Origin of the sequence: Pseudomonas edaphica, from assembly GCF_005863185.1 — a bacterium.
Taxonomy (GTDB): Bacteria; Pseudomonadota; Gammaproteobacteria; order Pseudomonadales; family Pseudomonadaceae; genus Aquipseudomonas; species Aquipseudomonas edaphica.
In genome coordinates this window covers 1-8588 of the sequence record NZ_VBVZ01000247.1, presented here as the reverse complement: position 1 = coordinate 8588, position 8588 = coordinate 1, and the positions used below count along the sequence as shown (strand labels likewise).

5 protein-coding genes and 2 tRNA genes are annotated in these 8588 nt (G+C 60.1%); 6 read left to right on the top strand and 1 reads right to left on the bottom strand.

The window, feature by feature from the left end; translation table 11 throughout:
• Together FEM54_RS17180 and FEM54_RS17175 are read left to right on the top strand one after the other, a co-directional pair.
• Positions 1–1561, top strand: a 1561-nt coding sequence (locus FEM54_RS17180) for a proline--tRNA ligase (RefSeq protein ID WP_138452081.1), incomplete at its 5' end; no start/stop codon positions are given.
• Between the two features lie 20 nt (positions 1562–1581).
• On the top strand, positions 1582–2535 hold the full coding sequence (locus FEM54_RS17175; RefSeq protein WP_017139742.1) for a hypothetical protein: 954 nt from the start codon (positions 1582–1584) through the stop codon (positions 2533–2535).
• Between the two features lie 70 nt (positions 2536–2605).
• Here FEM54_RS17175 and dinB read toward each other — a convergent pair whose 3' ends face one another.
• Positions 2606–3664: a DNA polymerase IV gene (dinB, locus tag FEM54_RS17170; RefSeq protein WP_017139741.1), complete on the bottom strand. Its 1059-nt coding sequence runs from the start codon at positions 3662–3664 to the stop codon at positions 2606–2608.
• Positions 3665–3944: 280 nt separating this feature from the next.
• Between dinB and FEM54_RS17165 the strand changes: the two genes are divergently transcribed.
• The 4 genes from FEM54_RS17165 (at position 3945) to FEM54_RS17150 (ending at position 8513) form a co-directional block, all read left to right on the top strand.
• Positions 3945–4021 (top strand) — tRNA-Met (locus FEM54_RS17165).
• 207 nt (positions 4022–4228) lie between these two features.
• Positions 4229–4305 (top strand) — tRNA-Met (locus FEM54_RS17160).
• A gap of 279 nt (positions 4306–4584) precedes the next feature.
• Complete coding sequence (gene mprF / locus FEM54_RS17155; protein WP_138452079.1) at positions 4585–7227, top strand: bifunctional lysylphosphatidylglycerol flippase/synthetase MprF; 2643 nt, start codon at positions 4585–4587, stop codon at positions 7225–7227.
• Complete coding sequence (locus FEM54_RS17150; RefSeq protein WP_138452077.1) at positions 7227–8513, top strand: virulence factor family protein; 1287 nt, start codon at positions 7227–7229, stop codon at positions 8511–8513. The genes mprF and FEM54_RS17150 overlap by 1 nt, the downstream gene beginning before the upstream one ends.
• Positions 8514–8588 lie beyond the last annotated feature (75 nt).

Genomic DNA, 8588 nt, shown 5'->3' with positions numbered 1-8588 from the left:
GGTCGAAGCCATCGTTCGCGAAGAAATGAACGCCGCCGGCTCTCTGGAAGTGTTGATGCCGAGCACCCAACCGGCTGAGCTGTGGCAGGAATCCGGGCGCTGGGAAGAGTACGGCCCTGAGTTGCTGCGCTTCAAGGACCGTCATGGCCGCGATTTCTGCGCCGGCCCGACCCATGAAGAAGTGATCACTGACCTGATGCGCAACGAGTTGAGCAGCTACAAGCAGCTGCCGTTGAACCTGTATCAGATCCAGACCAAGTTCCGTGACGAAATTCGCCCACGCTTCGGTTTGATGCGCGGCCGCGAATTCATCATGAAAGACGCCTACTCGTTCCACGCCGACCAGGCGTCCCTGCAGGCCACCTACGACCGCATGCACACCGCCTACTGCAACGTGTTCACGCGCCTGGGCCTGAAGTTCCGTCCGGTTGAAGCGGACAACGGCTCCATCGGCGGCGCCGGCTCCCACGAGTTCCACGTGCTGGCCGAGTCCGGCGAAGACGATATCGTGTTCAGCAACGGTTCCGACTACGCGGCGAACATCGAGAAAGCCGAAGCCGTGCCACGGGAAACGTCCCGCGCCGCACCGGCTGAAGAACTGCGCCTGGTGGACACGCCAGAGACCAAGACCATCGCGGCCCTGGTGGAAAAATTCAATCTGCCGATTGAAAAGACCATCAAGACCCTGATCGTGCGCGCCGAAGAAGAAGGCAAGCTGATCGCCCTGGTGATCCGTGGCGACCACGAACTCAACGAAATCAAGGCTGCCCAGCAACCTGGCGTGGCCAGCCCGCTGGTCATGGCCACCGATGCCGAACTGCGCGACGCCATTGGCGCCGGTGCTGGTTCGCTGGGCCCGCTGAACCTGCCGTTGCCGATCATCATCGACCGTTCGGTCGAGCTGATGAGCGACTTCGGTATCGGCGCCAACATTGATGACAAGCACTACTTCGGCGTGAACTGGGAGCGTGACTTGCCGGTTCCGACCGTGGCCGACCTGCGTAACGTGGTGGCCGGTGACCCAAGCCCGGATGGCAAGGGCACCCTGGAAATCAAGCGCGGCATCGAAGTCGGGCACATCTTCCAGCTGGGCAACAAGTACAGCAAGGCGATGAAGTGCGAAGTGCTGGGCGAGAACGGCAAGCCGATCACCCTGGACATGGGCTGCTACGGCATTGGCGTATCACGCGTGGTTGCCGCTGCCATCGAGCAGAACAACGACGAGAAAGGCATCATCTGGAGTGACGCCCTGGCACCGTTCCAGATCGCCCTGGTACCGCTGCGCTACGACAACGAGCAAGTACGCGAAGCCACCGACAAACTGTATGCCGAACTGACGGCTGCCGGTTTTGAAGTGCTGCTCGATGACCGGGACAAGAAAACCAGCCCGGGCATCAAGTTCGCCGACATGGAACTGATTGGCATCCCGCACCGTATCGTGGTCAGTGACCGCGGCCTGGCGGATGGCAATCTGGAATACAAGAGCCGGACCGAAGCCGAAGCCCAACCGTTGCCGGTGGCTGACGTGCTGTCTTTCCTTCAGGCGCGTATTCGTCGCTGAAAACCAGATCAAGAGAAGTCATGTTCAAGCGAAACACCAGAGCCCTGGGGGGCGCCGCCTTGTGCGGCGCCCTGCTGGTCAGCGGCTGCGCCAATCAAATGTCGCAACGCAGCGAGCACGAGGAGCGGGTCGAGCGAAAGTTGCTCGATCACAGCCTGCAAATCGATGTAGGCGAACCCAAAGTGCTGGAACTACCGCAACGCCGGGTTCGCATTCACGAGCAGAAGACCTTTGAGGTCACCGAGTTCGAAGTCACCCGCCGTTACGATCGCTACACCCCCTACCAGCCCTGGCGCAAACTCTATGAGATGCCTTTGGGTGCCGTTGCACTGGTAGCGGGCGCGGGCGCCAACGTGGTGAATATCTTCGCCCTCGGCAACCTGCCCACCAGCATGACGCGTGACTGGCTGAGCTACGGCGTGGACGGCATCAACCCGTTCATGAACGTGCAATCCCACGGCCGTGCGCAACAGAACCTGGCGGGTATCGATGAAGTGCAGCGCGACAAGCGCACGGAGTATTCGAGCCTTCCCTGGAGCGAGCGCCCGGTGCAAGTTACCGCCGGCAAGCAGACCCATGAGCTGACCACCGACCGCGATGGCGTACTGCGCCTGAACCTGTTGGACAGCCCATTTGCCGAGCAGGACCTGAACCGCGTCAGCACCTTGAAGATCAGCGTGGAAGATGGCCAGGACGATGTGCATTCCGACTCGACCCTGGCGATCAGCAACACCCTGCGCGGCAAGTTGCTCGAAGCCCATGGCCTGATCTACGACGACTTGGAAGATGACGAAGTGAACCAATGGGTGCACCGGGTCAAGCGCCTGTCGGAGCTGGGCCTGGAGGAAGAAGCCAGCGAGCTGGAACAAAGCCTGATCGAATTGACGCGCAATGATCCGGAGTTGCAGCAGGAGTTTCTGCAGGCGCTGACCAAGGATGCGGGAAGACTCGTCGCAGATCCTGGGGCACGCTGAGACTTCAGGCTGGATAAAAATCAAAATGTGGGAGCTGGCTTGCCTGCTCCCACATTTTTTGATCCGGTTTCTACCAGGGAAATTGAAGCTGCTCGTTACCGCTGCTCAGGTCCAGCAACCGCACCCCAATCCCCAACAACCGCACCGGCTTCCCGCCCCGGTTAAACGCCTGGGTCAACAGCTGTTGATAACTCTCCAGATCCCGCCCTGCCCCGGCCTGCTCCAGCGTCGTCTGGGTAAAGTCATGAAACTTCACCTTAACGAACGGCTTGCCCGCGCGGTAGCTACTGTCTATACGCGCCATGCGCCCTGCCAGGGTTTCCATCAGCTCAGGCAGCTTCGCCAGGCAACTTGAGAGATCCGGCAGGTCCACGTCGTAGGTATTTTCCACACTGATCGATTGTCGGCGGCTGTCGTTCTGCACCACACGGTCATCAATCCCACGAGCCAGGCCCCAGAGCCGCTCGCCAAAACTGCCGAATTCACGCACCAGCGCCAGCTTGTTCCACTCGCGCAGTTGCAGGCAGTCTTCGATGCCCAGGCGCGCCAGCTTGTCGGCGGTGACCTTGCCGACACCGTGCAGCTTTTTCACTGGCAACTGCGACACAAAGTCTTCGACCTGATCCGGGGTGATCACAAACAGGCCGTTGGGTTTTTTCCAGTCGCTGGCGATCTTGGCCAGAAACTTGTTCGGCGCCACGCCGGCCGACACGGTGATGTGCAACTGGTTGGAGACGCGCCGGCGGATGTCCTGGGCGATGCGCGTGGCACTGCCGCCAAAATGCGGGCAGTCGGAGACATCCAGGTAAGCTTCGTCCAGCGACAACGGCTCGATCAGGTCGGTGTAGTCGCGAAAGATCGTCTGGATTTCCTTCGACGCTTCTTTATAGGCATCCATGCGCGGCTTGACGATGGTCAGGTCCGGGCACAGCTTCAAGGCGTGGCGCGATGACATGGCCGAGCGCACGCCATAGGCCCGCGCCTCATAGTTGCAGGTTGCAATCACTCCTCGCCTGTCTGCCGAGCCGCCGACCGCCAGGGGCTTTTGCGCCAGGCTCGGGTCGTCGCGCATCTCGATGGCGGCGTAGAAGCAATCACAGTCGACGTGGATGATTTTGCGCTGCGTCATATAAACAGAGGGTGTAATCCAACGGGCGGCCAGTATCGCACTCACTCCTGTATATAGCACCAGTAGTTTGAATCTGCCGTTAGAGCGGTAGGAAATTTCCCAGATGAATTTATTTTCTCAATCGAAATCTACCCACCAATAGAGCCCAAACCCTTGGCCAGACTGGCCCCGAGGCCGTTTGAAGCCCACCTTGGAGAGCTAACCGCTTGAACCACAAGCGCTTTTCTTCAATTCACAGGTTGACACACCTGCGTTCCTCTGTAGAATGCCGACACACAGACGCGGGATGGAGCAGTCTGGTAGCTCGTCGGGCTCATAACCCGAAGGTCGTCGGTTCAAATCCGGCTCCCGCAACCAAACATCAAAAAAGGCTACTCGAAAGAGTGGCCTTTTTTGTGCGTGCCTGTTTTAGCCCTGTATGAAAATTGTAAGACAGAAAAAACGTTGCCCACCCTGCACTTACCGCACAAGGTGGCTGTGGAGTGACTAATTTCCACTTATTTGACCCATCAGACTATTAACGGTTGACACCTCGCCGTTGGGCTGTAGAATGCCGCCCACAGACGCGGGATGGAGCAGTCTGGTAGCTCGTCGGGCTCATAACCCGAAGGTCGTCGGTTCAAATCCGGCTCCCGCAACCAAACATCAAAAAAGGCTACTCGAAAGAGTGGCCTTTTTTGTATCCGGTGAAAAAGTTCTTCTGAAACAATGGTATGGCATCTTTCATGAAACCGTATTCGGTTTGCAGAGTCCATGTCATTGCAAGCTATGCTCAGTGCTCAAGCTCGACCCTCTACGACCAATGGCCGCTGTCGCCGCCCCCGACGATAAGCGTTAATATTTGTAATTATTTTGTCCATAGGGATTGGTAACTTGGCTGGATACCTCCATCCTGTCGCGCACAATCCACGAGGTGATTGATGCGCGCCAACTCGTCTGAACCACAAGACACCGTCACAGCGGAACAACCGATCACTCCCACCCGTTTGCGATGGCTGGATCTGTTGAGCAAATACCGTCAACCCATTGGGCTGGCCGTCACCCTGTTGCTGTTCGCTATCGCCCTGATCGCCTGCCGACACTTGCTGCTGGAACTGGACCTTTACGCGCTCCACGACTCGATCCTGGAAGTGCCCAAGCCTGCCTTGCTCGGCGCATTTGCCGCCGCGGTCGCAGGTTTCATCATTCTATTGGGCTACGAATTCTCCGGCGCACGTTATGCCGGCGTGAAGCTGCCGGCCAAGACCCTGGCCATGGGTGGCTTCACCGCCTTTGCCATCGGCAATGCCATTGGGTTGTCGATGCTTTCGGGCGGTTCAGTACGCTACCGTTTATATGCACGCCATGGCATCGGTGCCTCGGAAGTGGCGCACATGACCGTGTTTGCCAGCCTGGCCTTGGGTACCGCCCTGCCGCCGTTGGCCGCACTGGCCACCTTGAGCAACTTGCCCGCGGCCTCGACCTACCTGCATTTGTCCCAAGGTTTGCTCGGTGGCATCGCCGGCGCGGTATTGCTGCTGTCAGTCGCACTGTGCATCGGTATTTATCGCCGGCGCCTGCCGGAACAACCTTACCCGGACAACCTGCTGGTCAAGGCCGGGCGTCGCACGCTGCGCCTGCCGGGCCGCCGCCTGACCTTCCTGCAACTGATCATCACCGCGCTGGATGTGGCCGCTGCCGCCACCGTCCTTTATATGTTGCTGCCGGAAGCGCCGCCGTTCGGCCCGTTCCTGCTGGTGTATTTGCTGGCCCTGGCTGCCGGTGTACTCAGCCATGTGCCGGGTGGCGTGGGCGTGTTCGAGGCAATTCTGCTGGCCGCGTTTGCCGACAAACTCGGCGCCGCGCCATTGGCCGCCGCCCTGCTGTTGTACCGGATGATCTACGTGGTTCTGCCGCTGCTGATCGCCTGTATCTTCCTGTTGGTCAACGAAGCCCAGCGCCTGTTCCAGACCCAGCAAAGCCTGCGAGTTGCTTCGGGCCTGGCGGCGCCGGTGCTGGCCGTACTGGTTTTTTTGTCCGGCGTGGTCCTGCTGTTTTCCGGCGCCACGCCGGAAATCGACTCACGCCTGGAAAACATCGGCTTCCTGATTCCCCACCGCCTGATTGATGCCTCGCACTTCGGTGCCAGCCTGATCGGCGTGTTGTGCCTGCTGCTCGCCCAAGGCCTGCGTCGACGTTTGTCGGCGGCCTGGATGCTGACCATGGTGCTGCTGCTGACCGGCGCCCTGCTCTCGCTGCTCAAAGGCTTCGACTGGGAAGAAGCCAGCCTGATGATCATGACGGCGGTGCTGCTGGCGATCTTCCGTCGCTCGTTTTACCGCGCCAGCCGCCTGACTGAGCTGCCGTTCTCGCCGCTGTACCTGGTGGCCAGTGTCTGTGTGCTGGGCGCCTCGATCTGGCTGCTGCTGTTTGCCTATCAAGACGTGCCGTACAGCCATCAGCTGTGGTGGCAGTTCACCCTGGACGCCAACGCTCCACGGGGCCTGCGTTCATTGCTGGGTGCGGCGGTGTTGCTGGTGATCGTGTCGTTGACCTGGCTGTTGCGCACTGCGCGCCCGGTCATTCACTTGCCGACACCGGATGAGCTGGAGCGCGCCACCAAGATCCTGATGGCCTCCTCGCAACCCGACGGCGGCCTGGCGCTGACCGGCGACAAGGCGTTGCTGTTCCACCCCAACGATGAAGCCTTCCTGATGTACGCCCGTCGCGGGCGCAGCCTGGTGGCCCTGTACGACCCGATCGGCCCGACTCAGCCCCGCGCGGAGATGATCTGGCAGTTCCGCGACCTGTGCGATATCCATCACGCGCGCCCAGTGTTCTATCAAGTACGCGCCGAGAACCTGCCGTACTACATGGACATTGGCCTCACCGCGATCAAGCTGGGCGAAGAAGCCCGCGTCGACCTCAAACGCTTTGACCTGGAAGCCAAGGGCAAAGAGATGAAGGACCTGCGCTACACCTGGAACCGTGGCACCCGGGACGGCCTGTCCCTGGAGATCTGCGACCCGGGCCAGGCGCCGATGGATGAGCTCAAAGTCATTTCCGATGCGTGGCTGACCGGCAAGAACGTGCGGGAAAAGGGCTTCTCCCTCGGACGTTTCAGTGACGACTACCTCAAGCACTTTCGCATCGCGATCATTCGCTTCGAAGGGCGCCCGGTAGCCTTCGCCAACCTGCTCGAGACCTACAACCATGACCTGGCCAGTCTCGACCTGATGCGTGCGCACCCGGAGGCGCCGAAGCTGACCATGGAATTCATGATGGTTGGCCTGATTCAACATTATAAGAACCATGACTACGCCCGCTTCAGCCTCGGCATGGTGCCGTTGTCGGGCCTGCAACCGCGCCGTGGTGCGCCGCTGACCCAACGCCTGGGCTCGATGGTGTTCCGCCGCGGCGAGCAACTGTATAACTTCCAAGGTTTGCGCCGCTTCAAAGACAAGTTCCAGCCTGACTGGGAACCCCGTTATATGGCCGTGCCCGCAGGACTTGATCCGCTGGTGGCACTGGCCGATACCGCCGCCCTGATTGCGGGCGGCTTGACTGGATTGGTGAAACGCTGATGATTCGACGCTCCTGGCGGTATGTATTGGCCTTAGTAGTGCTGCTCGCGCTGATCGCGGCGGGTGGCTTTTGGTACTGGAACCGCCCTGCCCCGCAACCGATCCTGGAACAACTGCCCCAGGCCGACGGTTCGGTGATGACCCGTGTGACGCCTAACGGCTCGGCCAAGGCCCGCGTGGCCGTGGCTGTAATGGCCGATGAGACCTTGAGCGACAGCCAACTGATTGCCCTGAGCCAGGGCGGCTCGGCGCAAATCGTTCAAGTGATCCTGCCAAAAGATGACTGCAAGTTGCAGGAACAAGCCCTGCAAAGCGCCCTGGCCCAGCTTAAAGGCCCGGCGACGCTGGTCAGCGGCATCGGCCCTGGCGCCGCGCTCGCCTGGCGCTGGCTGGCCACACAGAACGACGACAAGGCCAACGCCATCTCCGTCGGCTTCGCCCTGGTTCAGGAAGGTTGCAAGGACCCACTGCCGAAGACCTCTGCCCATGGCAATTGGCTGGTGGCGTGGAACGATAACCCTGACGATGAAAGCGCCAGTTTCGTACGCGATACACCGCGCGCGACTACCAGCATCAGCGACTACGACATTCACTACCCACAAGTACTGAACAACGAACTGCGCAAGCAATTGGTCGGTTCGGACAACGGCGGCCTGGCAATTCCGGTGGTCGAAGTACCGGCTGGCCAAGCCAAGGACACCGTTACCTTGTTCCTCTCCGGTGATGGCGGCTGGCGTGACCTGGACCGCGATGTGGCCGGTGAAATGGCCAAGATCGGCTACCCGGTGGTCGGCATCGACACCCTGCGCTACTACTGGCAGCACAAGACCCCGGAACAAAGCGCCAAAGACCTCACCGAGCTGATGCAGCACTACCGCCAGAAGTGGGGCACCAAGCGCTTCGTACTGACCGGCTATTCGTTCGGCGCCGACGTACTGCCAGCGATCTACAACCGCATGCCGGAAAGCGAACAGCAGCGTGTCGACGCCATTATCCTGCTCGCATTCGCACGCACTGGCAGCTTTGAAATCGAAGTGGAAGGCTGGCTGGGCAATGCCGGCAAAGAGGCCGCCACTGGCCCGGAAATGGCCAAGCTGCCAGCCGATAAAGTGGTGTGCATCTACGGTGCTGAAGAAGTCAACGAGAGTGGTTGCACCGACACCACTGCCGTAGGCGAGGCTGTGAAGCTGCCGGGCGGGCATCACTTTGATGAGAACTACCCGGCGCTGGCTCAGCGCTTGGTGGATATCATTGTGAAGCACCAGGCTAAAGACAAAGCTGAGTAATCCAAGGCTGCCCACAAAGCTGAACGTGGGCACCTCTGTGGGAGCTGGCTTGCCTGCGATAGCATCACCTCGGTC

Excerpts from the sequence above, each read along its gene's own strand:
- FEM54_RS17175 (WP_017139742.1), top strand. The coding sequence starts at position 1,582 with ATGTTCAAGCGAAACACCAGAGCCCTGGGGGGCGCCGCCTTGTGCGGC.
- dinB (WP_017139741.1), bottom strand. The coding sequence starts at position 3,664 with ATGACGCAGCGCAAAATCATCCACGTCGACTGTGATTGCTTCTACGCC.
- mprF (WP_138452079.1), top strand. The coding sequence starts at position 4,585 with ATGCGCGCCAACTCGTCTGAACCACAAGACACCGTCACAGCGGAACAA.
- FEM54_RS17150 (WP_138452077.1), top strand. The coding sequence starts at position 7,227 with ATGATTCGACGCTCCTGGCGGTATGTATTGGCCTTAGTAGTGCTGCTC.